This is a genomic window from Rhodoplanes sp. P11 (assembly GCF_964266735.1).
Lineage (GTDB): Bacteria > Pseudomonadota > Alphaproteobacteria > Rhizobiales > Xanthobacteraceae > Rhodoplanes > Rhodoplanes serenus.
In genome coordinates this window covers 101,274-127,638 of record NZ_CAXWGY010000001.1, presented here as the reverse complement: position 1 = coordinate 127,638, position 26,365 = coordinate 101,274, and the positions used below count along the sequence as shown (strand labels likewise).

Sequence of the window (26,365 nt, the reverse complement as noted above, 5' to 3'; positions counted from 1 at the left end):
GCTTCTTTGTAGCTTCTTTGTAGCCTGGATTGAGCGAAGCGAAATCCAGGGCTGTCTCGCTGCGGGGACCACGGTCGGACCCCGGGTTTCGCTGCGCTCAACCCGGGCTACGGGTGCTGACGGGGCAACAGTCCCGGATCACGGAGTCCCAGATCGCGCCGCCCCTACAGGGCAAACCCGAACAGCCGCCGCGACGTCGCCGCCAGCGCGGCGCGCTCGGCCGGCGACAGCCAGGCGCGCAGCTCGGCGAGGCCGTCCGCATAGGTTCGCACCGCCTCGAACTGGGTGAACGGCCAGTCGCTGCCCCAAAGCAGCCGGTCGGGCCCGAGCGAGGCCAGCAGCGCGCCCGCATAAGGCGTGGCGTCGGCGCCACCACAGCGATAGCTGCCGGAAATCTTCACATATAAAGGCCCATCCCGGCCGGCGGCGAGCAGGCGGCGAAAGCCCGGGTCGGCGACACCGAGGCGCGGGTCGGGGCGGCCGAAGTGGTCGATGACCAGCGGGGCGCCGAGCGGCGCGAGGCCGTCGATCAGATCCGGAAGGTCGCGGCCCTCGGCCTGGATCTCGATCTGCCAGCCGCGCGCCGCCACCCGGCCGAGGAGGTCGGTCCACGGCGGCGCCAGCACCTCGCGAGGGTCTCGCCCGATCAGGTTGAGCCGCACCCCGACGACACCGGCCTTTCCGTAGGCGTCGAGCGTGTCGTCGTCGACGTTCGGTGCCACCACGACGATGCCGCGCAAACGCTGCGGCGCGCGCGCCAGCGTGGCGAGGAGATAGCCATTGTCGGTGCCGAGGAAGGACGGCTGCACCAGCACGATCTCGCCGACGCCGTGCGGCGCCGTCGCGGCGAGGAGGTCGTCGAGCGTGAAGTCGCCGGTCGGGCTGTGGCGGCGCCCGCTCGCCAGCGGCAGCGCTCGCGTGAAGACGTGAACATGCGTGTCCACGATCGTCTCGACCGACGCGGTCTCGACCGGCGCGGTCTCGTCGGCGGCCGAGCAGGCGCCGACAGGGGCGGTGGGGGTGGCAGGAGAGGGGGAAGGCGGGGAGGGCGGTCGCAGCGTCATCGGGGTCGTTGCCAGATGGGTCCGCATGTCTTATAGACCTATAGAGGACTATCTGACCAGGGGCGCCCTGCCATGCCGAACGCCTCCGATGTCGACCGTGCCGGCCGGCCCGATCCGGGCCGCGATCCGCGCAACGATCCGCCGCGTCCCGATGCGGCGCGCGCCGAAACCGGCGCCGACCAGCGCCTGCCGATCTATCAGCGCCTCAAGGACGCGCTCGCCGAGCGCATCCAGGACGGCCATTGGCGGCCCGGCGAGGCGATTCCGGCCGAGTCCGAGCTGGCCTCCGACTTCGGCGTCGCGCTCGGCACCATGCGCAAGGCGATCGAGGGGCTGGTGGCGCAGGGCCTGTTGGAGCGGCACCAGGGCCGCGGCACCTTCGTGCGCCGGGTCGACTTCGGCAACTCGCTGTTCCGCTTCTTCCGTCTTACCGGCAAGGGCGGCGGGCCACTCGCCCCGACCCAGCGCCTGCTGTCGCGTCGCACCGCGCCGGCCGGCCGCGAGGCCGGCGTGGCGCTCGGTGTCGGCACCGAAGCCGACGTGCTGTGGCTGCGTCGTCTGCGCCTCGTCGACGACGAGCCGCTGGTGGTCGACGAGATCGCGCTGCCGCTGCCGCGCTTCGCGGCGGTCGCCGCGCTGCCGGCCGCGGCCTTCGCCGAGCTTCTCTATCCGCTCTACGAGCGCATCGCCGGTGTCACGATCGCCCGCGCGGTCGACCGCATCGGCTTCGGCCGCGCCTCGGCGGCGGTCGCCAAGACGCTCGGCGTGCCGGCCGGCGATCCCGTCGTGGTGATCGACCGCATCGCCTACGGGCTCGACGGCGAGCCGCTCGAATGGCGGCGCTCGCGCGGCCCCGCCGACCGCTTCAGCTACGAGACCGAAATCCGTTGACCAGGGAGACTCCCATGCGTGGCATCCTGCGCGGCGTCGTCGCCGGCGTGCTCGCTGCCGGCCTGATGACGGGCCCTGCGGCGGCCCAGGACTATCCGGCCCGCCCCGTCACGCTGATCGTGCCGGCGCCGCCCGGCGGCGGCACCGACGTGTTCGCCCGCCAGATCGCCGAGGCGGTGGAACCGATCCTCGGCCAGAAGGTGATCGTCGACAACCGTGCCGGGGGCGGCGGCACCGTCGGCACCACGCTGGTGAGCGCGGCGCAGCCGGACGGCTACACGCTCGGCTTCGTGTGGAACTCGCCGCTCACCACCAGCCCGCACAGCCTGACGGTCGCCTACACGCCAGACAGCTACGCCCCGGTGATGTCGATCGGCTACTCGTCCTATGTGCTGTGCGCGGCGCCCGACTTCCCGGCCGCGACCGCCAAGGAGCTGGTCGAGCGGATCAAGGCCGAGCCCGGCAAGTACACCTACGGCAACGACGGCATCGGCGGCACCATGCAGCTCGCGGCCGAGCGCGTGTTCGCCAAGCTCGGCGCCAAGGTGCGCCCGGTGCCGTTCGGCGGCGCCGGCGAGACGGCGCGCAACTTCCTCGGCGGCCACGTCACCTTCTACGGCGGCTCGCTGCCGCCGATCCTGCCGCATGTGGCGGCCGGCAAGGCCAAGTGCCTGCTGCTCACCTCGGCGGGCCGCAATCCGGCGCTGCCGCAGGCGTCGGGCCTCGACGACATCGGCCTCGGCGCGGAGGAGACCGTGCTGTGGTGGGGCCTGATCGCCCCGGCGCGGACGCCGCCCGCCGTCCTGGCCAAGCTGGAGAAGGCCTTCATGGCGGCGGCCGAGACCGACAGGTTCAAGGATGCGATGAACAAGCAGGGCGCCACCCGGCGCGTGCTCGGAGCCCGGGAGACCGGCGCCCTGATCCGCAGCGAGCTCGCCGCGCTCGGCACCGTCGCCAAGGCGATCGGCGTCGAGCGGAAGGCGCAGTGATGGGCGCGCGCCGTGGCCTGCGTCGAAACGGATCGGCGCAGCCCAAACCTCCGCTCATTCCCGCGCAAGCGGGAATCCAGAGTTCTTGCGCTGGGTCCCCGCTTTCGCGGGGACGAGCGGACGACGGGCGGTGCGTCGGGAGGCCCGCATGACCGGGCTGAGCGTTCCGCGCTGGGCCGGTGACGCCGCGGTCGGGCTCGCGCTGGCGCTCGGCGGGGTGGCGCTGCTGTGGCTCGCGGCGCCGATCCCGCGCGGCAGCGTCGGCACGCCGGGGCCGGGCTTCATGCCCGCCGTCCTCGGTATCGCGCTGATCAGCCTCGGGCTCGCCTGTGCGCTGCGGGCCTGGCGCGAGCGCGATGCGGCCATCGTGACGCTCGCCGACCGCAAGGCGGCGGTCTGCCTCGTCGCGCTCGCCGCCGCGGCGCTCGGCTTCATCCCGCTCGGCTTCGTGCCGACGGTGGCGCTGCTGCTCGCGGTCCTGTTCACGGTGCTGGGCGGCAAGCCATGGTGGCGCGCCGCGCTGTACGGCCTCGGCGCCAGCCTAGCGCTGCACGGCGTCTTCCAGCGCATTCTCGGCCTCGGCCTGCCGGCCGGGATCTGGCCGTTCTGAGTGTCTGCGCTCTGGTCATTCCAGGACGCACCGCGGGTGCGAACCTGGAATCCAGCCGCGGATTGAGAGCCTGCCGCGGGATTCTGGATTCACGGGCTTTCGCCCGCGCCCCGGAATGACGAAGAAAGCAAGTCGGGAGCAGCATTGTGGAGTCGCTCGGCTATCTGATGGACGGCTTTGCGGTCGCCTTCACGGGCCGCAATCTGCTCCTGTGCTTCGTCGGCTGCCTGTGGGGCACGGCGGTGGGCGTGCTGCCCGGGCTCGGCCCGCTCGCCGGCATGGCGCTTCTCCTGCCGCTCACCTTCAAGCTCGATCCGGCCGGCGCCGTCATCATGCTGGCCGGCATCTTCAACGGCGCCATGTATGGCGGCTCGACCACCTCGATCCTGATGCGCATCCCGGGCGAGGCGGCCTCGGTGGTCACCTGCATCGACGGCTACGAGATGGCGAAGCGCGGCCGCGCCGGCGCGGCGCTCACCCTCGCGGCGGTCGGCAGCTTCGTCGGTGGCACCGTGTCGATCGTCGGGCTGATGGCGGTGGGGCCGCTGCTCGCCGACGCCATGCTGACGGTCGGGCCGGCGGCCGAGTTCGTGCTGATGCTGACCGCGCTCCTCGTCGTCAGCGCCGTCTCCAGCTCGCCGCCCGTCAAGACGCTCGCCATGATCGTGCTGGGCCTGGCGCTCGGCACCGTCGGGCTCGACCAGCTCACCGCCTGGCCGCGCTTCACCTTCGGGTCGCTCGATCTCACCGACGGCATCAACTTCGTGGCGCTGTCGATCGGCCTGTTCGGCGTCTCCGAGATCCTGCTCAATCTCGACGAGGCCGCCCCGCAGGTGCCTCGCGCCCCGCGCTTGCGCGAGATGCTGCCGACACGCGCCGAGATCCGCGAGGCGGCGCCGGCGGTGCTGCGCGGCTCCGGCGTCGGTTTCCTGTTCGGTCTCGTTCCCGGTGTCAGCCACATCATCTCGACCTTCGTGGCCTATGCGATCGAGAAGAAGGTGTCGAAGACCCCGGAAAAATTCGGGCACGGCGCGGTGGCCGGCGTCGCCGGTCCGGAGACCGCCAACAACGCCACCACCGGCGCCTCGATGATCCCACTCCTGGTGCTCGGCATCCCGGCCATCCCGGCGACCGCGATCCTGCTCTCGGCGCTGCTGATCCACGGCGTGCAGCCGGGGCCGCTGCTGATGAGCGAGCATCCGCAGGTGTTCTGGGGGCTGATCGCCAGCCTCTATCTCGGCAACGCCATCCTGGTGGTGCTCAACCTGCCGCTGGTGGGCATCTTCGTGTCGCTGCTGCGCACCCCCATGGGAGTGCTGGCGCCGCTCGTCCTGGTGATCTGCCTGATCGGCGTCTACTTGCTCAAGGGCTCGCCGCTCGATCTGGCGATCCTGGTCGGGGCCGGCGTCGTCGGCTATCTGCTGCGCAAGTTCTCCTACGACGTCGCGCCGCTGCTCCTCGCCTTCGTGCTCGGCGACCGCATGGAGCTGTCGTTCCGCCGCGCCCTCACCATCTCGGACGGCGATTACCTCGTCTTCGTGCAGGGACCGGCCGCCCGGGTGTTCCTCGCCGTGCTGGTGCTGATCGGCGGTTTGCAGCTCGCCGCCATGCTGCTCGGCTGGCGCCGGCGGGGGGCCGCGGCGCCCTGACGCCGCGCCCTGACGCCGCGCCCGCGCGCGGCTCCCGACAGGGCTTCGACGAGCCCTCGACCCTGCCGGCTGGGCGGGGATCGCCGGTTGTCGACGCAGCCCGTTTCGGCTAGGGTCCGCGCCCATCTTGTGGCGTCAAACGAAAGCCTGACCTTCGCTCGCGGCCGCGTGCGGCCCGGTGCGATCACTGGGTTGCGAATGACGAAAGAAGAGCTGCTGGAATTCCCCGGCGTCGTGACGGAGCTGCTGCCCAACGCGACCTTCCGCGTCAAGCTCGAGAACGGTCATGAGATCATCGCCCACACGGCGGGCCGCATGCGCAAGAACCGCATCCGCGTGCTCGCCGGCGACAAGGTGCTGGTCGAGATGACCCCCTACGATCTCACGAAAGGCCGGATCACCTACCGCTTCAAGTAACCGCCGCGGCGCTCCGCCCTTCCGGGCCGGGCCGCTGCTCCCGCCCCGCTCGGCCGCGTCCGCGACATCCGGGCCGCCGTCCGGGCCAACCGTCCGCAAGCGCGTCGCGCGAGCGCAACCGAACCGCATCCCATGACCGGCCGTCCCAAGCTCGTGCTCGCCTCCGGCTCGCCCCGGCGGCTCACCCTCGTCAACCAGGCGGGCCTCGATCCCGACGCGCTGCGGCCCGCCGAGGTCGACGAGACGCCGAAGCGCGGCGAGCTGCCGCGCGCCTGCGCCAACCGGCTCGCCCGCGAGAAGGCCGAGGTGGCGCTCGCCGCCGTCAAGGCCGAGGACGATCTGCGCGGCGCCTACATCCTGGCGGCCGATACCGTGGTGTCGGTGGGGCGCCGCATCTTGCCCAAGGCGGAGCTGTTGGACGAGGCCGGGCAGTGCCTGCGCCTGCTCTCCGGGCGCAACCACCGCGTCTACACCTCGGTGTGCCTGGTCACCCCGAAGGAGACCTTCCGGCAGCGCCTGGTGGAGACCCGGGTGCGGTTCAAGCGGCTGTCCGAGCAGGACATCGAGACCTATCTGGCGTCCGGCGAATGGCGCGGCAAGGCCGGCGGCTACGCCGTGCAGGGGCTGGCCGGCACCTTCGTGGTGAAGATCGTCGGCTCCTACACGGGCATCGTCGGCCTGCCGCTCTACGAGACGGTGACGCTCCTGGCCGGCGAGGGGTTCCCGATTCATCAGGGCTGGCTGAACCCGACCAACCCGATGCCGGCGTGAGGCGGGGACGCTCGCGCGACTTCTCCCCGCTGTGCGGGGAGAAGGACCCCGACGCCATGTCCGGCTTTCGCAGCTCTCGCTCTCCCGGTCCGCCACCGTCGTCCCTATCTTGAGTTCCATGTCCTCGCTCGCTCCCGGAAGACCCTGCCCGATCTGTCGCAAGCCGGCGGCCGAGCCGCACCGGCCGTTCTGCTCGCAGCGGTGCAAGGACGTCGATCTCCACCGCTGGCTGTCCGGCGTCTACGCGGTGCCGGCTGTCGAGGCCGAGGAGGACGAGCTGGGGCTGGCGGAGCCGGAGGACGCGCCGCCGCTCGGCCGCCGCAGCCCTGCCGACGGCACCTGACCGGACCATCGCGACGTCGCAGTGATTTCGGGGCGCACCCTCGGTGCGCTCCGGATTGACAGAGCGGGATGGGGCCGCCTGCCGCTCTTCCATCGCTGCCGAATATGGGCTAAGGGTCGCGCGCCCCGGCTGACCGCGCGCGGGCAGGCCACAACCCGGTCGAGTTCGCAAAGGCGGCGCGCCGACGACGCCTTTTTTTGTGTGCCCAGACCAGCCTGGCGAAGACACGGATGCCCAAACGGACCGATATCTCCACCGTCCTGATCATCGGCGCCGGTCCGATCGTGATCGGCCAAGCGTGCGAGTTCGACTACTCCGGCACCCAGGCCTGCAAGGCGCTGCGCCAGGAAGGCTACCGGGTGGTGCTGGTCAACTCGAACCCGGCCACCATCATGACCGACCCGGAGATGGCCGACGCCACCTATGTGGAGCCGATCACCCCGGAGGTCGTCGCCAAGATCATCGAGAAGGAACGCCACGTCGTTCCCGGCGGCTTCGCGCTGCTGCCCACCATGGGCGGCCAGACGGCGCTCAATACGGCGCTGTCGCTGCGCAAGATGGGGGTGCTCGAGAAGCTCGACGTCACCATGATCGGCGCCACCGCCGAGGCGATCGACAAGGCCGAGGACCGCGAGCTGTTCCGCGAGGCGATGAAGAAGATCGGCCTCGACATCCCCAAGTCGTTCCTGGCCAACGCCTCCGATCTCAAGCAGGCGGACCGCGAGAGATACCTGGCCGAGCTCGCCCGCATCGATGCCGCCACCGATTCGCCGGCCGAGAAGGCGGCGAAGCGGGCGAAGTTCGAGCGGGAGTGGGCGGCCGGCGAGGAGGAGCGTAAGAAGCGCTATGTCCATGGCGCGCTCGGCGAGGCGCTGATCGCGCTCGCCGAGATCGGCCTGCCGGCGATCATCCGTCCGTCCTTCACGCTCGCCGGCACCGGCGGTGGCATCGCCTACGATCTCGACGAGTTCATCGAGATCGTCCGCGGCGGCCTCGACGCCTCGCCGACCAACGAGGTGCTCGTCGAGGAGAGCGTGCTCGGCTGGAAAGAGTTCGAGATGGAGGTCGTTCGCGACAAGAACGACAACTGCATCATCGTCTGCTCCATCGAGAACCTCGACCCGATGGGCGTCCACACCGGCGACTCGATCACCATCGCGCCGGCGCTGACGCTCACCGACAAGGAATACCAGGTGATGCGCGACGCCTCGATCGCGGTGCTGCGCGAGATCGGGGTGGAGACCGGCGGCTCCAACGTGCAGTTCGCCGTCAATCCGGCGGACGGCCGCCTCGTCGTCATCGAGATGAATCCGCGCGTGTCGCGCTCCTCGGCGCTGGCCTCGAAGGCGACCGGCTTCCCCATCGCCAAGGTCGCCGCCAAGCTGGCGGTCGGCTACACGCTCGACGAGATCGCCAACGACATCACCGGCGGCGCGACGCCGGCCTCGTTCGAGCCGACCATCGACTACGTCGTCACCAAGATTCCGCGCTTCGCCTTCGAGAAGTTCCCCGGCGCCGAGCCGCTGCTGACCACCTCGATGAAGTCGGTGGGCGAGGCGATGGCGATCGGCCGCTCGTTCCAGGAATCGCTCCAGAAGGCGCTGCGCTCGCTGGAGACCGGGTTGACCGGGCTCGACGAGGTGGTGATCGAGGGCATCGGCGACGGCGACGACAAGAACGCCATCCGGGCGGCGCTCGGCCGGCCGACGCCGGACCGTCTCCTCAAGGTCGCGCAGGCGATGCGGCTCGGCGCCTCCGACGAGGAGATCTTCCGCTCCTGCCGGTTCGATCCGTGGTTCCTGGCGCAGATCCGCGGCATCGTCGACACCGAGGCCGAGGTGAAGGCCAAGGGCCTGCCGACGACGCCGGGCGCGCTGCGCCGGCTCAAGGCCATGGGCTTCTCCGATGCCCGCCTCGGTGCGCTCACCGGCCTGTCGGCCGATGCGGTGACGCAGCGCCGCCGGGCGCTCGGCGTGCGGCCGGTCTACAAGCGCATCGACACCTGCGCGGCCGAGTTCGCCTCGCCGACCGCCTATATGTACTCGACCTACGAGGCGCCGTTCGCCGGTGAGCCCGCCGACGAGGCGGCGCCGAGCGACCGCAAGAAGGTGATCATTCTCGGCGGCGGCCCGAACCGGATCGGGCAGGGCATCGAGTTCGACTACTGCTGCTGCCACGCCTGCTTCGCCCTGAAGGACGTCGGCTTCGAGACCATCATGGTCAACTGCAATCCGGAGACCGTGTCGACCGACTACGACACCTCGGATCGCCTCTATTTCGAGCCGCTGACCGCCGAGGACGTGCTGGAGATCGTCGCGACCGAGCAGTCGGCCGGCACGCTGCACGGCGTCATCGTGCAGTTCGGCGGCCAGACGCCGCTGAAGCTGGCCGAGCCGCTGGAGAAGGCCAAGGTGCCGATCCTCGGCACCTCGCCGGACGCCATCGATCTCGCCGAGGACCGCGACCGCTTCAAGCGGCTCCTGGAGAAGCTGGGGCTGCGCCAGCCCAAGAACGGCATCGCCTACTCGGTGGAGCAGAGCCGGCTGGTGGCGGCCGAGCTGGGGCTGCCCTTCGTGGTGCGCCCATCCTACGTGCTGGGTGGCCGCGCCATGGCGATCATCCGCAATCAGGAGCAGTTCGACGACTATCTGCTCGGCACCCTGCCGAGCCTGGTGCCGTCCGACGTCAAGGCCCGCTACCCGAACGACAAGACCGGCCAGATCAACACGGTGCTGGGCAAGAACCCGCTGCTGTTCGATCGCTATCTGTCGGACGCCATCGAGATCGACGTCGACTGCCTGGCGGACGGCAAGGACACTTTCATCGCCGGCATCATGCAGCACATCGAGGAAGCCGGCGTGCATTCGGGCGATTCGGCCTGCTCGCTGCCGCCCTATGGGCTCGCCCCCGAGACCCTCGCGGAGCTGGAGCGGCAGACCCGCGCGATGGCGCTGGCGCTCGAGGTCGGCGGCCTGATGAACGTGCAGTACGCCCTGAAGGACGGCGAGATCTACGTGCTGGAGGTCAATCCGCGCGCCTCCCGCACGGTGCCGTTCGTCGCCAAGGTCATCGGTATTCCGGTCGCCAAGATCGCGTCGCGCGTGATGGCGGGCGAGAGCCTGGCGAGCTTCGGGCTCACGCCGCCGAAGCTCGACCATGTCGGCGTCAAGGAGGCGGTGTTCCCGTTCGCCCGCTTCCCCGGCGTCGACACGTTGCTCGGGCCGGAGATGCGCTCCACCGGCGAGGTGATGGGCATCGATCGCTCCTACGAGATCGCCTTCGCCAAGAGCCAGATCGGCGGCGGTGCCCGTCTGCCGCGCGCCGGGACGGTCTTCGTGGCGGTGCGGGACGTCGATAAGCCGCGCATCCTCGAATCGGTCAAGCTGTTGTCGGAACTTGGATTCCGCGTCATCGCCACGTCCGGTACGCAGCGTTATCTGCAAGAGCACGGCGTGCCGGCCGAGAAGGTCAACAAGGTGCTGGAAGGCCGGCCCCACATCGTCGACGCGATCAAGAACGGCGAGGTTCAACTCGTCTTCAATACAACCTCCGGAACTCGTGCCATCTCGGACTCGCGTTCCTTGCGCCGTGCGGCCCTCTTGCATAAGGTCCCGTACTACACCACTCTTTCCGGAGCCGTTGCGGCGGCGCTGGGCATCCGGGCCTATCTCGCGGGCGACCTCGAGGTGCGCACGCTGCAAAGCTATTTCCCTGACCGAGTCTCCTGAGACGCCGGGCAGGGAAGTCCAAGGCACACGGGCTGGACCCAGTCTCGAACGGTTGCGCGCCGGACCGACCGGCACGCGATCGAGTTTTTTTCTGTCGGAGAGGAACCGATGGACAAGATTCCGATGACGGCTGCGGGGTATGCGGCGCTGGAGACCGAGCTGCGCCACTGCCAGCAGGTGGAACGGCCGCGAATCATTCAGCAGATCACCGAGGCGCGCTCGCACGGTGACCTGTCAGAGAACGCCGAGTACCACGCGGCGAAGGAGTCGCAGTCGCTCAACGAGGGCCGCATCGCGGAGCTCGAGGACAAGCTCGCCCGCGCCGAGGTCATCGACGTGTCGAAGCTGTCGGGCGACACGATCAAGTTCGGCGCCACCGTCACGCTGATCGACGAGGACACCGAGAAGAAGCACGTCTGGCAGATCGTCGGCGAGCCCGAGGCGGACGCCAAGAACGGCCGCATCTCGATCGCCTCGCCGCTCGCCCGCGCGCTCGTCGGCAAGAAGAAGGGCAGCCAGGTCGAGGTGGTGACGCCGGGTGGCGCCAAGGCCTACGAGGTGCTCGAGGTCGAGTGGCGGTGAGCACGTCCGCGACCGTCGACGGGACCGCGCCGGCGACGCGCGCCACCCGGATCGAGATCGCCGTCTCGGTCGGCGAGCTGGTCGACAAGGTGACCATCCTGGAGATCAAGGCGGAGCGCATCGGCGATCCCGCCAAGCTGGCCAATGTCGGCCGCGAGCTGGCGGTGCTGCGCGGCTCGCTCGACGGGCTGATCGCCGCCGAGCCCGGCATTGCGTCGCTGAAGGGCGAGCTGCGCCGCGTCAACGAGACGCTGTGGCAGATCGAGGACGACATCCGCGACTGCGAGCGCAGCAAGGATTTCGGCCCGCGCTTCGTGACGCTGGCCCGCAGCGTCTATCGCACCAACGACGCCCGCGCCGCCCTCAAGCGGGCGATCGACGACCTCGTCGGCTCCGAGCTGGTCGAGGAGAAGTCCTACAGCGCCTATTAGGTGGGGCGCCGCCCGCTCCGTCGCGCCGCTCGTCTCCGCGAATGCGGGGACCTAGGACCGTAGCCCGGATGGAGCGCAGCGACATCCGGGACCAGCGGTGCGGCGTCCGGAGCCCCGGGGTCTCGCGTGGCTCGACCCCGGGCTACAGGGGCGGGGGACGTCCGGCGCCGCCCGCGGCTCGCCGCGATCTCACAGGCGGTTCGGGCTGCCGCCGTGCGCACCGTCGCGGCTTTCCACCAAAAGCCGCTCGGCCGCCGCGAAGGCGGCGTCGACCGGGATCGCCTCCATGGCGGTGCCGCCGAACTGCGTCGCCGACACGATGACGCCCTGCTCGGTGAACGGCGCCCAGCGGCCGATGTCGGTGGGGCCGAACAGGCTGACCAGCGGCGTGCCGATCGACGCCATCAGGTGGCCGATGCCGTTGTCGTTGGCGACCACGGCGGCGAGCCGCTCGCCGACCGCGATGGCGAGCTCCAGCCGTTTCAGCCCGAGCCCGGGATCGACCGGCTCGACCTCCGGCAGCAGCGCCTCCGGCACCGCGCGGCGGATGGTCGCCACCATCTCGGCCTCCTGCGGGCCGATCATGAACACCGGGACACGGCCGCTTTCGGCCAGCCGGCGGGCGAGCGCCACGTAGCGGTCGATCGGCCAGTTCTTGCGCGCCTCGCGGCTGCCCGGGGCGAGCCCGACATAAACGGGGCCTTCCGGCAGCCGCTCCGCCGCCAGCCGCCGCGCCGCCTCCGCGATGTCGAGCCGGCCGCGCCAGTCGGGATCGCCGCCGATCGCCGCCGCCGCCAGGCTGAGCATCCGGGCCGCGATGCCGGAGGGGCGCGCAAAGCGTCCCGGCGGTCGGCGTGACGAGAGCATGTAGCCGGGCAGGCAGCAGTAGAAGCCGCGGTGGCGCAGGAACAGGCGGGCCAGCAGCACGGTGAGGCCGCGGGTGCGCGAATCGAACACCATCTCGAACGGCGGCAGCGCCCGCAGCCTGGCGATCACGGCGCGCGGCGGCGTGGTCAGCCCCGCGTGGTCGATCACCCGCGCGATCAGCGGTCGCACGAAGGGGGCGAGGTCGTTCGCCATGGCGGTCTGGTGGCTCGAAATCCACCAGATGGGGTGGTCCGGATAGGCGCGGGCGATCGCCCGCAGAAACGGCAGCTTGAGCAGCGAATCGCCAAGACCCTCACGGTCGACCAGGACCGCGATGGGGCGAGGACCGGCGGCGGAGGCCGCGGGCGAATCGGCGGCCGCGGCAGCCGGCGGAGCGGGAGGCGGGCTCATGGCGTCACTCGGGCAGGGGCGGTCAGCCGGCCAGCCGGTCGAGCTCCATCGGGACGACGGGCGCGTTCTTGGCATTGCGCAGCGTCAGGGTCGTCTTGACGTTGCGGACATTGGGGGCGGCGGTCAGCTCGGCCACCAGGGCCTGGAAGGCGGACAGGTTGGGGGCGACGCATTTGAGCAGGAAATCGATCTCGCCGGACAGCATCCAGCACTCGCGGACCAGCGGCTCCGATCGTACGAACGCCTCGAAGGCGACGAGATCGGCCTCGGCCTGGCTCGACAGATGCACCATGGCGAAGGCGGTGACCTCGTAGCCCAGCCGCTTCTCGTCGAGCAGCGCCCGGTATCCGGTGATGAAGCCGGCCTCCTCCAGGGCGCGCACGCGGCGCAGGCAGGGCGGCGGCGAGATGCCGACCCGGCGTGCGAGCTCGACATTCGTCATGCGGCCGTCGTCCTGCAACTCTTTCAGGATCCGGTGGTCGATCGCATCCAGGCGGTATGGCACGGGGCTCTCCAGGAGATCGGCATGACTCGCTGACAGCATTATCGCAAGAGCTGTGCCGCCGAAACGATCTTGCGTAGATCCGCGTGGTCGACAGTCGTTAAGCGAAATGCACATCCGGGGTTATGCGTGGCTTGCATGACTCACCGGAACGACTACATTCAGGAAAACCCGCTCGAATCTCGTGGCGGGCTCCCTCCGCATGTGTTTTCGACGAGGCTTCGCATGGCCGACACCGCCCATGCCCGCGTGGTGATCATCGGGTCCGGTCCTGCCGGTTATACGGCAGCGGTGTACGCGGCCCGCGCCATGCTGGAGCCGGTGCTGATCCAGGGCATCCAGCCGGGCGGCCAGCTCACCATCACCACTGAGGTCGAGAACTATCCGGGCTTCGCCGAGCCGATCCAGGGCCCCTGGCTCATGGAGCAGATGCAGAAGCAGGCGGAGCATGTCGGCACCCGCATCGTCACCGATCACGTCACCACGGTCGAGCTGTCGCAGCGACCGTTCCGGGTCGTCTGCGAATCGGGCGCCGTGTACCTCGCCGAGACGCTGATCGTCGCGACGGGAGCGCAGGCACGCTGGCTCGGTCTGCCGTCCGAGGAGACGTTCAAGGGCTACGGTGTTTCGGCCTGCGCGACATGTGACGGCTTCTTCTATCGCGGCAAGCGCGTCGTTGTGGTCGGCGGCGGCAACTCGGCGGTCGAGGAGGCGCTGTTCCTCACCAACTTCGCCGCGAGCGTGACGGTGGTGCACCGGCGCGACGGCTTCCGGGCCGAGCGTATCTTGCAGGACCGGCTGTTCCGCAACCCCAAGGTCAAGGTGGTGTGGAACCACGTCGTCGACGAGATCGTCGGCACCGCCGAGCCCCGCAAGGTCACCGGGGTGCGGCTGCGCCATGCCCAGACCGGCGCTCCGACGCTGCTCGAGACGGATGGCGTGTTCGTCGCCATCGGGCACGCGCCGGCGACCGAGCTGGTCGCCGGGCAGCTCGCGCTGAAGCCGTCCGGCTACGTCGAGGTCGCGCCGTTCTCCACCGCGACCTCCGTGCCCGGCGTGTTCGCGGCCGGCGACGTCGCCGACGACATCTACCGGCAGGCCGTCACGGCTGCCGGGATGGGCTGCATGGCGGCCCTGGAGGCGGAGCGCTTCTTGGCTGCGCACGCGGAGACGCGCGCCGCGGCCGAGTGAGACGTCGAGGATCGTCGGTCATGGGATTCGGCATCGGTGCGGGGCGTTGCGGAGCGGTCGTGACCGTTCTCCCGAATCGAGCCAGATCAACACAGGCTCGCGCCGCATGCGGCGGGGCCGGCGCCCGTGCGCAACCGCGGGCCGGGATGGGAACGGGCGGCGCCCGCGAACGATCATGGATTGGGATAAGCTGAAGGTCTTTCACGCTGCGGCCGAGGCCGGCAGCTTCACCCATGCCGGCGAGCAGCTCGGGCTGTCGCAGTCGGCGGTGTCGCGCCAGGTCAGCGCGCTCGAGCAGGAGCTGAGCGTGGCGCTGTTTCACCGCCATGCCCGCGGCCTGATCCTCACCGAGCAGGGCGAGCTGCTCTACCGCACCGCCCACGACGTGTTCATGAAGCTCGAATCGGTGCGGGTGAAGCTGACCGACAGCCGCGAGCGGCCGCATGGCGATCTGCGTGTCACCACCACGATCGGCATGGGAGTGCACTGGCTCACGCCGCGGCTCGGCGAGTTCACCGACCTCTATCCCGACATCCGCATCACGCTGATCACCACCGAGGAGGAGCTCGACCTCGCCATGCGCGAGGCCGACGTGGCGATCCGCCTGCGCCAGCCGACCCAGCCAGACCTGATCCAGCGCAAGCTGTTCTCGGTGCACTATCACGCCTATGCGTCGCCGGACTACCTGAAGCGTTTCGGCACGCCGCGCTCGGTCGACGATCTCGACAAGCACCGGCTGATCGTGCTCGGCGGCACCGTGGTGCCGATCAATCTCCAGAGCGCCCGCTGGCTGTTGACCACCGGCCGCGAGGGCAAGGATCTGCGCCAGCCGCATCTGATCATCACCAACATTGCCGGCGTGCTGCGGGCCTGCCAGCGCGGCATCGGCATCGCCATGCTGCCCGACTACATCCTGGAGGACGACCAGAGCCTGGTCAGGCTGTTCAGCGACGACGAGGCGGTGTCGCTCGACGCCTACTTCGTCTATCCGGAGGAGCTGAAGTCGGTCGCCCGCGTGCAGGCGTTCCGCGACTTCCTGGTCAGCAAGGCGCAGCGCTGGGCCTACTGAGCCGCCGCGATGGCGGTGTGGGCGCGGACGCGGTGGGCGTGGGCGGCGTGAGCACAGGATGCGGCCGAGCGTCGCGTCCGCCTCGGCGTGGCGCCCTCTCGTTCGAGCGGTGTCGCGGACCTGACGGCTCCCGTCGCGCCCATTGTAGCGAAATGTGAGGGTGTTGGGCCCATTTCAGCTCACTGTTCGGGCGCGGCGTGGCGGGCGAGCTCGGCCCGCTGTTCGCGAGGGCTGAACAGCCCTGCGGGACGGGCAAGGGTGACATGTGCTGGTCGGCATTGTGGACGAGCGCCGGTCAAGACATGCTGATCCGAGCTGCTGGCAACGGCTTCCTCCCACACTCCAACCGTCGCCGCCAGCTGTCCCTCTGGAAGGTGTTGTCGGCGTTAGCCGACGAAACTACGCCGGGTCGCGAGACCCGGCGTTTTTTATGAGCGATGGGACCCCAACGCTGAGCGTCCTCACGCCCACAGGCGCTCGCCGTCGAGCCCCTGGTAGAGATGGGCGACCTGGTCGCCATAGCCGTTGAACAGCAGGGTCGGGCGTCGCTCGTCGGTGCCGAGCACGCGCTCGCTCGCCTGGCTCCAGCGCGGATGCGGGACCTGCGGGTTGACGTTGGCCCAGAAGCCGTACTCGCTCGCCTGGAGCGCCTCCCAATAGCTGCGCGGCCGCTGGTCCGTGAAGGTGAAGCGAACGATCGACTTGATCGACTTGAAGCCGTACTTCCACGGCACCGCGAGGCGCAGCGGTGCGCCCATCTGCTTGGCGACCGGCTTGCCGTAGGCGCCGGTGACCAGGAAGGCCAGCTCGTTGGTGGCCTCGGCGATGGTCAGTCCCTCCACATAGGGCCATGGGTACCACACCTGGCGCTGGCCGGGCGCCACCGTCGGGTCCTTGAAGGTCTCCATCCGGACGTATTTGGCGCTGCCGAGGGGCTTGGCCAGCGCCACCAGCGCGGCCATGGGGAAGCCCGTCCAGGGAATCGCCATCGACCACGCCTCGACGCAGCGATGACGGTAGAGGCGCTCCTCCAGCGTCACCCGCTTGAGGAGATCGTCGATCCCGATCTCGAACGGCGCCTCGACCATGCCGTCGATCGCCACGGTCCACGGCCGCGTCTTCAGCGCCTGGGCGGCGCGGGCGATCGATTTCGACGGGCCGAACTCGTAAAAGTTGTTGTAGTTCAGATTCACCGCTTCGTCCGTCACCGGCCGGTCGAGCGCGTAGGCGGGATTGCGTCGCGCCGGATAGAGCCCGGCCGACGGGTCCGGCACGTCGCCGATCCGCTGCGCCGGTGCGGCGGTCGGGAGGAAGGCGCCGGCCGCCAGCACCGCACCGCCGGCGAGCAGGCGGCGGCGGTCGAGGAAGACGGCTTCGGGGGTCGCGGCGCTGTTGGGCAGCGCCCAGGGGCGGCGGCGGATCACCGGCATGTCGGGCTCCCGGGGGGTCGTGGCGGGGCAGGGCCCGCCACACAGGAGAGATACGAACGAGGGGCGCCGCTTGTTTCAGCGTGGCGTGCGCCCCCGAGAGCTAGGGGCGGTGCGACGCCCCGGCAAGTCACGGCTTCGGGAGGCGCCGGTGCCGCCTGCGGGCGGGCCGAGCGAAAACCGGGGTGACAGCGAGCGGGATCAGCGCACGCCAAGGTGGAGTCGGGTCGTCGCCCTCCTGTGGAAGACGTGTCGACCGTTGCGTTTTCGGCCCGTATGAGCGATCACCGGCCGAGGTCTCCGCGACAGGTCGCCCGGTCAGGCCGCCCGCCCGGCAGGCCGCCGGCGGTCGACGCGGTCGCGGGCGAGTTCGGATTGCGGGCAAGTTCGGTCGCAGGCAGGTCCGGCCGCAGGTGCGAGCCGGTCGAGGGCAGGGATGCTGGACATCTTGAACTGGAGCACGGTCGGACGATGGCTTCAGACCGGCGCGGCGCGTCCGCAGCCGCCGCTCTGGCGCACCGTGCTGCTCGGCCAGGCCCGCAATGCCGAGGCGTATCGCCGGACGCTCGCCGAAGCCGGCATCCAGGTCAGCGGCGATGCCGACCGCCTGCTCGCCCGTCCCGGCCTGCGGGTCGCCGAGCGCAAGCGGCCGGTCGAGCTGGCGACCGTGTCGCCGGCGGAGCTCGGCTTCGCCCATGGGGCCCGCTACGACGAGCTTCGCGACCGCGCCCGCAAGCTGCGGTTGGGGCCGTGCCCGGCCGAGACCGGGGCGGCGCTCCGCCTGGCTTATCGTGACCAGCCGGTGGGCGAGCGGCTGGTGGTCGCCATGCCGCCGGTCGGTGATCCCGAGGACCCGCTGCTGTTCACGGTGGACTGTGACGAGGATGGGCTCTGGCTCGACGTCCACGACGGCCATGCCGACGTGCTGTGGCGGCCCGACGACCGCTTCGTGTTCGTCCGCCGGCCGCCGCGCTGGCGGTTCTGATCTGGCCCGGCTGATCTCCGACACCCGCCGGATCAGTCGATCTGCGCGTTGAAGTGCTTGCGGATCGTCTGGGTGAGCTCGATGAAGCCCGGCTTGCCGAGCACGTCGAGCTGGCGCGGACGCTCCAGCGGCACCGTGTAGATCGCCGCGATGCCGCCCGGCCGCTCCGACAGCACGACGATGCGGTCGGCCAGGAACACCGCCTCCGGGATCGAGTGGGTGATCAGCAGCGCCGTCTTCCTGGTCTCCAGCTGGATGCGCTGAAGCTCGGCGTTCATGCGCTCGCGCGTCATCGCGTCGAGGGCGCCGAACGGCTCGTCCATCAGGAGGATCTTGGGATCGTGCACCAGTGCCCGGCAGATCGCCACGCGCTGCTGCATGCCGCCGGAGAGCTGCCACGGATGCTTGCTCTCGAAGCCGGCGAGGCCGGCCATCTTGAGCAGCGCCTCGGCGCGCGGCCGGTACTGCTCGATCGGCAGCCCCTTGACCTCCACCGGCATCATCACGTTGGCCAGCACGGTGCGCCAGGGCAGCAGCAGGGCCGACTGGAACACGATGCCGACATCGCTGTGCGGGCTGGTGACGATGCGGTCCCCGACCCGGATCTCGCCTTCGCTCGGGGCCATCAGGCCGGCGATCATCCGCAGCAGCGTGGTCTTGCCGCAGCCGGATGGGCCGACCACGACGACGAACTCGCCGTCGGCGATCGCCAGGTCGATCGGACGCAGAGACGGAATCTCGCCGTCCCTGGTCCGGTAGGTCTTGGCCACGCGCGTGATCTCGATCATCGCGCGCGCAGCCGCCGGTTTGTCGGTGGCGAGCATCACAGCCCCGGAGCCGGAAGGTAGTCGTTGGTGTAGAAGATCTTCAGCTTGTCCTTGGCGGTCGGATCGAGACCGCCGTACTCGACCATCAGGTCGACCGAGTCCTTCATGTTGGCATCGGCCACCCGGAACGGCTGCTTGGACTGGCTGGTCGGGTCCTTGTAGAGCGGGATGGTCAGCTCGAAGCCCTCGGTGAGGGTCGGCAGCTTGCCGCCCTTCGGATTGGCGTCGAGAATCGACTGGGCGGCCGCCTTCGGGTCCTTCACGGCCTCCTCGACCGACTTGATGCTGGCCCGCATGAAGCGCCGCACCAGGTCGGGGTTCTCCTTCACGTACTCGGTGTTGGCGATGATGCCGGAGGACACCAGATTGACCCCGTAATCGGAGAACTTGATCGGGGTCACGTCCTTGCCGGTGGCATCCTTGATCTTCATGCTCTGATCCATGACGTAGCCGAGCAGGAGATCCGCCTGGTTGTTGATGACGGCGTTGAGCTTGGTGGTCGCGTCGCCCGACACCACCTTGAAGTCGCTTTCCTTGAGGCCGGTCTTCTTGAGGAACAGCGGCCAGATCTGCGACATCGAATCGCCCGGCGTGGTGGCGACCGTCTTGCCCTTGATATCGTCCGGCTTGCGGATGTTCTTGTCGGTGAAGCCCATCACCGACATCGGGCTGGTCTGGAGCAGCACGCCGGTGGAGATGACCGGGGCGCCCTTGATGACCGCCCGCATCATGGTGGGCACGTCGACATAGCCGAACGGGATGCTGCGGGCGGCGACCACCTGGGTCACCGTGCCGGAGCCGCGGCCTTCCTGGATCTCCAGGTCGATGCCTTCCGCGGCGTAGTAGCCCTTGGCTTTGCCGTAATAGAAGGGCGCATGCTCCCCGTAGACGTACCAGTTGATCATCAGGGTGACCTTGTCGGCCGCCAGGGCGGGGCCGGCGAGAAGCACGGCGAAGATCGTCGTCAGAAACCGGATCACGATGAACCTCCCTTCGATGATGGGCTCGATCACGCGGCCACGATGAGGTCCTGGCGCTGGCTGGCATGCCAGGGGATCACCAGGCGTTCGATGAGGTCGAGAATCCAGAACAGAATCACCCCGATCAGCGCGAGGACGACCAGGGCGGCGAACATGGTCGGCAGCTCGAAGTTGCCGATCGAGCGTTGCAGCACGTAGCCGATCCCCGAGTTGGAGCCGACGAACTCGCCCACCACGGCGCCCACCACGGCCAGCGTGATCGACACCTTGAGGCCCGAGAAGATCGCCGGCATCGCATAGGGAAGGCTCACCATGCGGAAGATCTGAAGCCGGCTGGCCTCCATGGCGCGGGCGAGATCGAGCATGTCGGGCTCCACCGACTTGAAGCCCTGCACGGCCGACACCACCACCGGGAAGAAGCCGAGCAGGAACGCCGACAGCACCTTCGGCAGCATGCCGAAGCCGAACCACACGACGAACAGCGGCGCGATGGCGATCTTCGGAATCGACTGCGAGAAGACCAGCAGCGGGTAGACATAGCTCTCGACGGTGCGCGAGCTGGCGATCAACATGGCGACCGGGATGCCGAACACCGCCGACAGGAGGAAGCCCCAGACCGTGGCCTGCGTGGTCGGCCAGGCTTCCGCCAGGAGCTTGGGCCACTCGGCCCACAGGGTGTGGACCACGTCGATCGGGGCCGGCACCTGGTACGGCGGGATGTTGAACACCCGGATGGCGACGTCCCACAGGGCTATCAGAACGACCAGGAAGATCAGCGGGCGCAGCCACGGCGCCTGTAGGATCGTCTGCAATCTCCGCATGGCCGACCTCATCCGATGTCCTTGCCGAAGTACCTTGCGAGGGTGCCGTCCCGGATGTAACCATCCGGTTATTAATTAAAGGAGCCGGCCGTCATGGGGTCAAGTCGTTCGCGCAAATTCGGCCGGCCGGACGACCCTGCCCTGCGACCAGAGCATGATACCAGAGCGAAGGGGCCGCGGTGCCGGCCGGAGCAGGGGGCCAGGGAGCGATCATGACAGCAGCGAGCAGCGACAGCGTCGTGTCCCGGGCCGCGGTCGCGCCCGACGCGCCGAAGCTCCGGGTTCTGGAGGCGACGTTCCTGGAGCGCCCGGTGCGGCTGCGGCTGCCGTTCCGGTTCGGCGTGGTGACCCTGCGGGAGGCGCCGCAGGCGTTCGTCCGGGTGCGGGTCCGCACCGCCGACGGCCGCGAGGGCGAGGGGATCACGGCCGAGCTCCTGGTGCCCAAGTGGTTCGACAAGTCGCCCGACCTCTCCAACGAGGACAACTTCGACCAGCTTCGGCGCGCCCTCGCGATGGCGCGCGATCACTATCTCGCGGCGGGGCCCGACACCGCCTTCGGCCTCTCGGCCGGCCTCGAGCCCAGCTACCGGGCGGCCTGCGCGGCGGCCGGTCTCAACGATCTCGTCGCCTCCTTCGGGCTCGCCGAGCTCGATCGCGCCATCCTGGACGCCCTCGCCCGGCTTGACCGCGCCCCCGCCTTCGCTCTGGTGGCGGCCAATCGGATCGGCCTCACCACACGCCCGGCACCCGATCTCGCCGGCTTCGATCTCGACGGCTTCCTGCGCGGCCTCGCGCCGTCGCCGTCGATCTTCGTGCGCCACACCGTCGGCATGGTCGACGCGCTCACCCGGGCCGAAACCCTCGGCCACCACCTCGACGACGGTCTGCCCGAGAGTCTCGAGGAGGTGATCGAAGCGTATGGCCACCGGCATTTCAAGCTCAAGGTGTCGGGCGACGCGGGCGCCGACATCAATCGTCTGTGTGGCATCGCGGCGGTGCTCGATCGCATCAGTGATCCTTATGTCGTCACCCTCGACGGCAACGAGCAGTACCAGACCGTCGAGGCCGCGGTGGCGCTGTGGCGGCGCATGGGCGAGGAGCCCCGGCTCGCCCGGCTGGTCGCCTCCACGCTGCATATCGAGCAGCCGATCACCCGGGCGCGGGCGCTCTCCGAGCCGGTCCACGCGCTCGCCGATCTGGTGCCGGTGGAGGTGGATGAATCGGACTGTGACATCGACGTGTTCCCGCGGGCGCGGGCGCTCGGCTATCGCGGCGTCTCGGCCAAGTCCTGCAAGGGCATCTACCGCGCCCTGCTCAATCGGGCGCGCGTCGCGCACTGGAACGCCGCGGAGCGCGCCGCCGGCCGCGACGGACGCTTCTTCATGTCGGCCGAGGACCTCACCACCCAGGCCGGCGTCGCGGTGCAGCAGGATCTGGCGCTCGCCACCCTGGTCGGGGTCCGTCATGTCGAGCGCAACGGCCATCACTATGTCGACGGCATGGCGGGGGCGAGCGAGGAGGAGCAGGCGCGCGTTCTCGCCGCCCATCCGGACCTCTATGCCCGCAGCCACGGCCGGGTGCGCCTCGCCATCCGGGGCGGTGCGGTTGCGCTCGGCTCGCTCGCCGCGGTGCCCGGCCTCGCGGTCGGCGCCATGCCGGATTGGGCGTCGATGCGCCCCATGCCGATGTGAGGCGCGCCATGCCAACCTGCATCCGGCGCAATCGCTCCTCTGCCGGCGGCCGGGGCGGGCCGCCGGTCTCCCGGCCGGGGCTCCCGCCTTTTCTCACGGCCCCGGCAGAAGCACGATCCGTCCGCCGAAATGATCGATGACCTCAGCCCATCGATGATCAGGGAGAGACTTCGCATGAAACGAACCTTGCTCGCGGCCGCCGCGGCGATCCTCGCCGTGACCGGCGTCGCCGATGCACAGACCTATCCGTGGAAGCCGACCAAGCCCGTCACCGTGGTGGTGCCGTGGGGCGCCGGCGGCTCGACCGATCAGGTCGTCCGTCTCCTGGCCAAGGAGATCGAAGGTGCGCTCGGCCAGACGGTCGTGATCGTCAACCAGCCCGGCGCCTCCGGCTCGATCGGCACCAAGTCGGTGTTGGAGGGGGCCAAGGACGGCTACACCTGGGCTTCGGGTGCCGCGAAAGACGCCGGCACCTATGCGGTGACGGGCCTCCTGAACACCAAGCTCGACGACTGGCATCTCTTCCTCGGCGTGATCAACGCCTCGGTGATCAGCGTCAATGCCGCGACGCCCTACAAAACCCTCGACGACCTGGTGAAGGCCATGAAGGCCAAGCCGAACGGCGTCACCGTGGCGACCGCCGGCATCAACTCGTCGGGCGGCGCCGCGCTCGGCGCCTTCTCGCAGGCGGCCGGCGTCCAGGCCCGCCAGGTGACCTATGACGGCGGCAACCCGGCGGTTATCGCCGTCGCCGGCGGCGAGACCGAGGCCACCACCCAGCTCGCGGTCGAGCAGGCCGAGATGCTGCGGGCCAAGCGGCTGCGGCCGCTCGCCGTGTTCAGCACCAAGGCGCTCCAGCTCGAAGGCGTCGGCGAGATTCCGACCGTCTCGTCGCAGCTCCCGGCCTTCAAGGCGACCGACAACTACTTCGGCATCTTCGTGCCGAAGGGCGTTCCCGCCGAGGTTGTCAAGACCCTCGAGATGATTTGGGCCGACAAGATCGCCAACTCCGAGGCGCTGAAGAAGTATGCGACCAGCCGCGGCGCCATCGTGGCCCCGGTGTTCGGCGACGCCGCCAAGGCCGCCGTCATGCCGGCCGTCCAGGAGTTCGCCTGGGGCATGTGGGACCGCAAGGAAGGCAAGGTCAATCCTGAGACCGTGGGCATTCCAAGGCCCTGATATCGTCTCTTGACGAAGCGGGCCGGGCCGGCGCCCGGTCCGTCTTCCGTCTGCTGCCTCTAGCGAGGATCCATGGCAACTCGACCTCTCGCCCGCGCCGATCTCATCACCGGCGTTGTCCTGGTGGTGTTTGGAATCGCAGCCTTCGCCGAATCATATGGGATGCCGCGGCTCGAAGAGCGCAGCATCAATCCGTGGACGGCGCCTGGTGTCGTGCCGGGCATGCTCGGCATCATCATCGCCGTGCTCGGGGGCGTCCTGGCGCTTCGCTCCGTGTTCTCCGGCGCGTTCGGGCCGCAGCTTCCGCTCGACGACATGACCCCGGACGAGCGCCGCGCCGCTCGCTGGCGCCTGTCCGTATGCGCGGTTCTCTGCTTCATCTATGCGGTCGTGCTGGTCGGACACACGCCGTTCTGGCTGGCGACCGCACTGTTCGTCTTCACCTTCATCGCAGTGTTCGAATGGGACAGGGCCGACCTCGCGCCGGTGCGGCTCCGCAAGCTCGCAATCGCGGCGGCGATCGCGTTCCTGGCGGCGGCGGTCATCCCGTTCATGTTCGAGACGTTGTTTCTCGTGCGCCTGCCCTAGAGGATCGTCATGTTGGATGGAATTGTCCACCTCTTCGCGGCGTTCGAGACGTTCGCCAATTTCGGCACCCTCTTCAATGTCGCCTGGGCCACCCTGGTCGGGATCATCATCGGGGCGCTGCCCGGCCTGACCGCAACCATGGGCGTCGCGCTGCTGACCACGCTGACCTACAAGATGGCGCCCGAGCAGGCGATCCTGGTGCTGATCTCCTGTTACGTGGGGGCCATCTACGGCGGCTCGCGCTCCGCCATCCTGCTCAACATTCCCGGCACACCGGCCAATGCAGCGACGACGCTCGACGGCTTTCCGCTCGCGCGTGCCGGCCGCGCCGGCGAGGCGATGGGGTTGGCCACGACGTCGTCGGCGATCGGCACCCTGATCGGCGTCCTGTTCCTTGCCATCATCGCCCCGGCACTCGCCGAGGTCGCGCTCGGCTTCCAGTCCTACGAGTACTTCTGGCTCGCCATTTTCGGTATCGTGATCGCCGGCCAGATGTGCTCGTTCGAAGACGCCATGAAGGGCTGGATCGCCGGCTTCATCGGCTTGTTCGTCGCGATGATCGGTCAGGAGGGCATCCACGCCGAGGAGCGGTTCACCTTCGGCTGGTCGGAGCTGTCCGGAGGCATCGCCCTGATCCCGGCGCTGGTCGGCACCTTCGGGGTGGCCGAGATCCTCACCGTGATGCGCAACCGTGCGGCCGAGATGGCGACCGGCGTCGTCGACCACGTCATCCCGCGGCTAAGCGATCTCTGGAAGTACAAGCGCACCGTCGTCCGCTCCGGCGTCATCGGCACCGCGGTTGGCATCATCCCCGGGGTCGGCGAGGACATCGGTGCCTGGATTTCCTACGCGGCGGCGCGTCGCGCCAGCAAGGAGAAGGACCAGTTCGGCAAGGGCTCCAAGGAGGGCCTGTGCGCCGCCGAGACCGGCAACAACGCTGCCATTCCCGGGGCCATCATCCCGGCCCTGACGCTCGCGGTGCCCGGCTCGGCGCCGGCCGCCGTGCTGCTCGCCGCCATGCTGATCCACGGCATGCGGCCCGGCCCGATGATCATGATCGAGTCGCCGGACTTCGTGTTCCAGGTGGTGTGGATGGTGGTGCTCGCCACCATCGCGATGGCGGTGTTCGGCATCGCGCTCACCCGGCCGCTTCTCAAGATCCTGCGGGTTCCGCGCGAGCGGCTGATGCCGGTCGTGTTCGTGCTGTGCATCATCGGTCCATACGCCATCACGCTGCGGCTGTTCGACATCTACGTGACGTTGTTCTTCGGCGTGCTCGGCTTCATCCTGCGCGAGATGAAGTACCCGATGGCTCCCCTGGTGCTCGGCCTCATCCTCGGCGACATCCTGGACAAGAGCCTGCGCCGTGCGTTGGTGCTGGCCGACGGCGACTTCACGCCGTTCTTCACCCGGCCGATCAGCGCCATCCTGTGGGTGACGACCGCGCTCGTCATCGTCGCGGCGATTCCCGGCGTGCAGCGCGGCTTTGCCCGGCTGATGGGATGGGACAAGGCGTGATGCGCCTCTCGTTGTGCAACGAGGTGATCGCGGCGCTGCCGTTCGCGGCGCAGTGCGATTTCGCCCGCGCGGTCGGCTACGACGGCGTCGAGCTGGCTCCCTTCACGGTGTCGGACGCGCCGCACCGGATGCCGGCGGCGGAGCGCGCCGCGTTGCGGCAGGCCGCAGCCGATGCCGGCATCGCCATCACGGGCCTGCACTATCTGATGCGTGCGCCGGCCGGGCTGTCGATCACCACGGCCGATCCGGCCGTGCGGGCCGGGAGCCTCGACGTGATGCGGGGTCTGTGCGAGCTGGCTCACGATCTCGGCGCGACCGTGCTGGTGCATGGCTCGCCCGATCAACGCCGGCTCGATCCCGGCGCCGAGGCCGAGGGAACGAAGCGCGCCGCCGACGCCTTCGCGGTGGCCGCCGCGGCCGCCGCGGCGGCCGGTGTCGTCTACTGCATCGAGCCGCTGTCGCCGGCGCAGACCAACTGCATCAACACGGTGGAGCAGGCGGTCGCGATCGTTCGTGCGGTCGGCAGCCCGGCGCTGCGGACGATGATCGACTGCTCGTCCGCGGCGGTGAGCGAGGCGGAGCCGATCCCCGATCTGATCCGCCGCTGGGTTCCGACCGGCCTCGTCGGTCACGTCCACTTCAACGACCCGAACCGGCGCGGGCCGGGCGAGGGGGACCTCCCCGTCGCGCCGATCGTCGCGGCGTTGCGCGAGACCCGCTATTCCGCCGATGCGGCGATCGAGCCTTTCGTCTACATCCCCGACGGCCCGGCCTGTGCGGCGCGCGCCGTCGGTTTTCTGCGCGGTATTTTGCAAGCGGTCGGCTGAGGCGCCG

Annotated in this window: 25 protein-coding genes; 18 read left to right on the top strand and 7 right to left on the bottom strand. The window is 69.6% G+C overall.

What is annotated here, in order from left to right; genetic code table 11:
* Positions 1 to 164: 164 nt before the first annotated feature.
* The gene (locus ACFQUV_RS00595) at positions 165 to 1,091 is read right to left on the bottom strand and encodes an amidohydrolase family protein (RefSeq protein WP_378393951.1); all 927 of its coding nucleotides are present in this window, start codon (positions 1,089 to 1,091) and stop codon (positions 165 to 167) included.
* Between the two features lie 45 nt (positions 1,092 to 1,136).
* On the opposite strand from ACFQUV_RS00595, the gene ACFQUV_RS00590 reads away from it, so the two are divergent.
* From ACFQUV_RS00590 to ACFQUV_RS00545, 10 genes are all read left to right on the top strand, one after another.
* Positions 1,137 to 1,955 carry a GntR family transcriptional regulator gene (locus ACFQUV_RS00590; protein WP_129608523.1) on the top strand — a complete coding sequence of 273 codons (819 nt, stop codon included), beginning with the start codon at positions 1,137 to 1,139 and terminating at the stop codon, positions 1,953 to 1,955.
* Positions 1,956 to 1,969: 14 nt separating this feature from the next.
* Complete coding sequence (locus tag ACFQUV_RS00585) at positions 1,970 to 2,944, top strand: tripartite tricarboxylate transporter substrate binding protein (RefSeq protein WP_165363835.1); 975 nt, start codon at positions 1,970 to 1,972, stop codon at positions 2,942 to 2,944.
* Positions 2,945 to 3,092: 148 nt separating this feature from the next.
* Positions 3,093 to 3,554: a tripartite tricarboxylate transporter TctB family protein gene (locus tag ACFQUV_RS00580; protein ID WP_129608521.1), complete on the top strand. Its 462-nt coding sequence runs from the start codon at positions 3,093 to 3,095 to the stop codon at positions 3,552 to 3,554.
* 146 nt (positions 3,555 to 3,700) lie between these two features.
* Entirely contained in the window at positions 3,701 to 5,203 is a 1,503-nt protein-coding gene (locus tag ACFQUV_RS00575; protein ID WP_129608520.1) for a tripartite tricarboxylate transporter permease, read from the top strand.
* 198 nt (positions 5,204 to 5,401) lie between these two features.
* On the top strand, positions 5,402 to 5,620 hold the full coding sequence (gene infA / locus ACFQUV_RS00570) for a translation initiation factor IF-1 (protein WP_111383823.1): 219 nt from the start codon (positions 5,402 to 5,404) through the stop codon (positions 5,618 to 5,620).
* Positions 5,621 to 5,752: 132 nt separating this feature from the next.
* Positions 5,753 to 6,391 carry a Maf-like protein gene (locus ACFQUV_RS00565; protein WP_111383824.1) on the top strand — a complete coding sequence of 213 codons (639 nt, stop codon included), beginning with the start codon at positions 5,753 to 5,755 and terminating at the stop codon, positions 6,389 to 6,391.
* A gap of 118 nt (positions 6,392 to 6,509) precedes the next feature.
* The gene (gene yacG, locus ACFQUV_RS00560; protein WP_129608519.1) at positions 6,510 to 6,734 is read left to right on the top strand and encodes a DNA gyrase inhibitor YacG; all 225 of its coding nucleotides are present in this window, start codon (positions 6,510 to 6,512) and stop codon (positions 6,732 to 6,734) included.
* A 230-nt stretch (positions 6,735 to 6,964) separates the two neighbouring features.
* Positions 6,965 to 10,462, top strand: coding sequence for a carbamoyl-phosphate synthase large subunit (gene carB, locus ACFQUV_RS00555; protein ID WP_129608518.1), 3,498 nt, complete (start codon positions 6,965 to 6,967; stop codon positions 10,460 to 10,462).
* A 108-nt stretch (positions 10,463 to 10,570) separates the two neighbouring features.
* Complete coding sequence (greA, locus tag ACFQUV_RS00550; protein ID WP_111383827.1) at positions 10,571 to 11,044, top strand: transcription elongation factor GreA; 474 nt, start codon at positions 10,571 to 10,573, stop codon at positions 11,042 to 11,044.
* On the top strand, positions 11,041 to 11,475 hold the full coding sequence (locus ACFQUV_RS00545) for a DUF6165 family protein (RefSeq protein ID WP_244601521.1): 435 nt from the start codon (positions 11,041 to 11,043) through the stop codon (positions 11,473 to 11,475). The genes greA and ACFQUV_RS00545 overlap by 4 nt, the downstream gene beginning before the upstream one ends.
* 189 nt (positions 11,476 to 11,664) lie before the next feature.
* Here ACFQUV_RS00545 and ACFQUV_RS00540 read toward each other — a convergent pair whose 3' ends face one another.
* Positions 11,665 to 12,753: a glycosyltransferase family 9 protein gene (locus ACFQUV_RS00540; protein WP_129608517.1), complete on the bottom strand. Its 1,089-nt coding sequence runs from the start codon at positions 12,751 to 12,753 to the stop codon at positions 11,665 to 11,667.
* Between the two features lie 22 nt (positions 12,754 to 12,775).
* Positions 12,776 to 13,258 carry an Lrp/AsnC family transcriptional regulator gene (locus ACFQUV_RS00535; protein WP_111383829.1) on the bottom strand — a complete coding sequence of 161 codons (483 nt, stop codon included), beginning with the start codon at positions 13,256 to 13,258 and terminating at the stop codon, positions 12,776 to 12,778.
* Positions 13,259 to 13,480: 222 nt separating this feature from the next.
* Between ACFQUV_RS00535 and trxB the strand changes: the two genes are divergently transcribed.
* Positions 13,481 to 14,446, top strand: coding sequence for a thioredoxin-disulfide reductase (gene trxB, locus ACFQUV_RS00530; RefSeq protein ID WP_129608516.1), 966 nt, complete (start codon positions 13,481 to 13,483; stop codon positions 14,444 to 14,446).
* A 175-nt stretch (positions 14,447 to 14,621) separates the two neighbouring features.
* Positions 14,622 to 15,515: a LysR family transcriptional regulator gene (locus ACFQUV_RS00525; protein WP_378393944.1), complete on the top strand. Its 894-nt coding sequence runs from the start codon at positions 14,622 to 14,624 to the stop codon at positions 15,513 to 15,515.
* Positions 15,516 to 15,976: 461 nt separating this feature from the next.
* Here ACFQUV_RS00525 and msrP read toward each other — a convergent pair whose 3' ends face one another.
* Positions 15,977 to 16,945, bottom strand: a complete 969-nt coding sequence (msrP, locus tag ACFQUV_RS00520; protein WP_129608515.1) for a protein-methionine-sulfoxide reductase catalytic subunit MsrP — start codon at positions 16,943 to 16,945, stop codon at positions 15,977 to 15,979.
* A 433-nt stretch (positions 16,946 to 17,378) separates the two neighbouring features.
* Here msrP and ACFQUV_RS00515 point away from each other — a divergent pair, with 433 nt between their 5' ends.
* Positions 17,379 to 17,927: a hypothetical protein gene (locus ACFQUV_RS00515; protein WP_129608514.1), complete on the top strand. Its 549-nt coding sequence runs from the start codon at positions 17,379 to 17,381 to the stop codon at positions 17,925 to 17,927.
* 32 nt (positions 17,928 to 17,959) lie between these two features.
* Here the strand turns inward: ACFQUV_RS00515 and ACFQUV_RS00510 are convergent, their stop codons facing one another.
* From ACFQUV_RS00510 to ACFQUV_RS00500, 3 genes are all read right to left on the bottom strand, one after another.
* The gene (locus ACFQUV_RS00510) at positions 17,960 to 18,751 is read right to left on the bottom strand and encodes an ABC transporter ATP-binding protein (protein WP_111383834.1); all 792 of its coding nucleotides are present in this window, start codon (positions 18,749 to 18,751) and stop codon (positions 17,960 to 17,962) included.
* A complete protein-coding gene (locus ACFQUV_RS00505) occupies positions 18,751 to 19,659 on the bottom strand; it encodes an ABC transporter substrate-binding protein (RefSeq protein ID WP_129608531.1) in 909 nt (302 codons plus the stop codon). The genes ACFQUV_RS00510 and ACFQUV_RS00505 overlap by 1 nt, the downstream gene beginning before the upstream one ends.
* Positions 19,660 to 19,763: 104 nt before the next feature.
* Positions 19,764 to 20,555, bottom strand: coding sequence for an ABC transporter permease (locus ACFQUV_RS00500; protein ID WP_244601520.1), 792 nt, complete (start codon positions 20,553 to 20,555; stop codon positions 19,764 to 19,766).
* 212 nt (positions 20,556 to 20,767) lie between these two features.
* Here ACFQUV_RS00500 and ACFQUV_RS00495 point away from each other — a divergent pair, with 212 nt between their 5' ends.
* From ACFQUV_RS00495 to ACFQUV_RS00475, 5 genes are all read left to right on the top strand, one after another.
* Positions 20,768 to 22,246 (top strand): mandelate racemase, encoded by a 1,479-nt coding sequence (locus ACFQUV_RS00495; RefSeq protein ID WP_207211425.1) that lies wholly within the window; start codon positions 20,768 to 20,770, stop codon positions 22,244 to 22,246.
* A gap of 174 nt (positions 22,247 to 22,420) precedes the next feature.
* On the top strand, positions 22,421 to 23,425 hold the full coding sequence (locus ACFQUV_RS00490; RefSeq protein ID WP_129608513.1) for a tripartite tricarboxylate transporter substrate binding protein: 1,005 nt from the start codon (positions 22,421 to 22,423) through the stop codon (positions 23,423 to 23,425).
* Between the two features lie 72 nt (positions 23,426 to 23,497).
* Entirely contained in the window at positions 23,498 to 24,013 is a 516-nt protein-coding gene (locus ACFQUV_RS00485; RefSeq protein WP_129608512.1) for a tripartite tricarboxylate transporter TctB family protein, read from the top strand.
* Positions 24,014 to 24,022: 9 nt separating this feature from the next.
* Positions 24,023 to 25,531 carry a tripartite tricarboxylate transporter permease gene (locus ACFQUV_RS00480; RefSeq protein ID WP_129608511.1) on the top strand — a complete coding sequence of 503 codons (1,509 nt, stop codon included), beginning with the start codon at positions 24,023 to 24,025 and terminating at the stop codon, positions 25,529 to 25,531.
* Positions 25,531 to 26,358: a sugar phosphate isomerase/epimerase gene (locus tag ACFQUV_RS00475; RefSeq protein ID WP_165363833.1), complete on the top strand. Its 828-nt coding sequence runs from the start codon at positions 25,531 to 25,533 to the stop codon at positions 26,356 to 26,358. Before ACFQUV_RS00480 ends, ACFQUV_RS00475 begins: the two co-directional genes overlap by 1 nt.
* The last annotated feature ends 7 nt before the right edge of the window (positions 26,359 to 26,365 follow it).